The 1,296-nt window shown below is 72.5% G+C and carries 1 protein-coding gene; it reads right to left on the bottom strand.

All coding sequences use genetic code 11. The features are described 5' to 3' along the window. Nucleotides 1–148: 148 nt before the first annotated feature. Complete coding sequence (locus tag AB0J52_RS41095; RefSeq protein WP_500188670.1) at nucleotides 149–1,261, bottom strand: dihydrolipoyl dehydrogenase family protein; 1,113 nt, start codon at nucleotides 1,259–1,261, stop codon at nucleotides 149–151. Nucleotides 1,262–1,296: the final 35 nt, after the last annotated feature.

The following is a 1,296-nucleotide window of genomic DNA, read 5'->3' as shown; positions in this document are numbered from 1 at the left end:
CACGCTCCTGCTCCCGGACGGCACGGCCGCCTCGGGCAACGCCGCGCTGGTGAGCGCGGCGTCCGCCCTGCTGCGGACCGGCTGAGGCCGGCGAGCGCGGCGGGGGCCGTGCGGCGCGTGCCGTGCGGCGGGTGCCGTACCGCAGAGCTCAGCCGAGGTCGGCGAGCGCGGCCTCGATGGCGCGGTGGAAGGTCGGGTAGGCGTAGATCATCGTCCGCAGCGTCTCGGTGGGGACGCGGGCGTGCACGGCCGTGACCAGCGCGCCGAGGACCTCGCCGCCGTACGGACCGGCGGCGGTCGCCCCCACCAGGACGCCCTTGTCGGCGTCCTCGATCAGCTTGATGTAGCCCTCGTTGCCGGGCGCGCCGTGGATCCAGCCGCGGGTCGACTCGGCGATCTTCGTGTGCCCCACCCGGACGTTGAGGCCCTGGTCGCGGGCCTGCGCCTCGGTGAGGCCGACCGCGCCGATCTCCGGATCGGTGAAGGTGACGCGCGGGACGGCGTGGTACGACGCGGCTGGGCCGTCCTCACCGGTGATGGACCGGACGGCGATCGCGGCCTGGTACATCGACATGTGCGTGAACGCGCCCTTGCCGGTGATGTCGCCGATCGCCCAGAGGCCGTCGGCGACGCGCATCCGGTCGTCCACCGGGAGGGCGCGGGCGGTCTCGTCCACGTCGTAGTGCTCAAGGCCGAGCTCGCGGATGTTCGGGCGGCGGCCCGCGGCGACCAGCAGGCGCTCGGCGGTCAGGTCGCCGTCCGGCAGCGACAGCGTGAACGACGTGCCGTCGTAGGACGCCGCCGACACCTTCGCGCCCGTCCGGACGGTGATGCCCTGGTCGTCGAAGACGTCCTCGATCAGCTCCGACGACTCGGGCTCGTCCTGGGCGAGCAGCCGGTCGGCGACCTCCACGATCGTGACGCGGGTGCCGAACCTGGAGAAGATCTGCGCGAGCTCGACGCCGACGACGCCGCCGCCGAGCACCAGCAGCGACTCCGGGGCCGTGGTGGCGCGGACGACGTCGCGGTTGGTCCAGTACGGCAGGTCGGCGAGGCCCTCGACCGGCGGCGCGGTCGGGCTGGTGCCGGTGTTCAGCAGGATCCCGCGGGACGCGCGGAAGGTCTCGCCGTCCACGGTGACCTCGCCGCGCGCGGTGATGCGGCCGCGGCCCTTGACGACGCGGACGCCCCGGTCGGTCAGGCGGTCGACGGCGGCCAGGTCGTTACAGATAGGAAGAGAACACGTCAGAACAACAGTCAAAAACACACCTCACAGCTATTCACTCAAAAGCTTTT

This window comes from Spirillospora sp. NPDC049652, assembly GCF_040675125.1.
GTDB lineage: Bacteria > Actinomycetota > Actinomycetes > Streptosporangiales > Streptosporangiaceae > Spirillospora.
The sequence above is the reverse complement of the archived record's forward strand: the minus strand, read 5'-3'. Positions and strand labels throughout refer to the sequence as shown.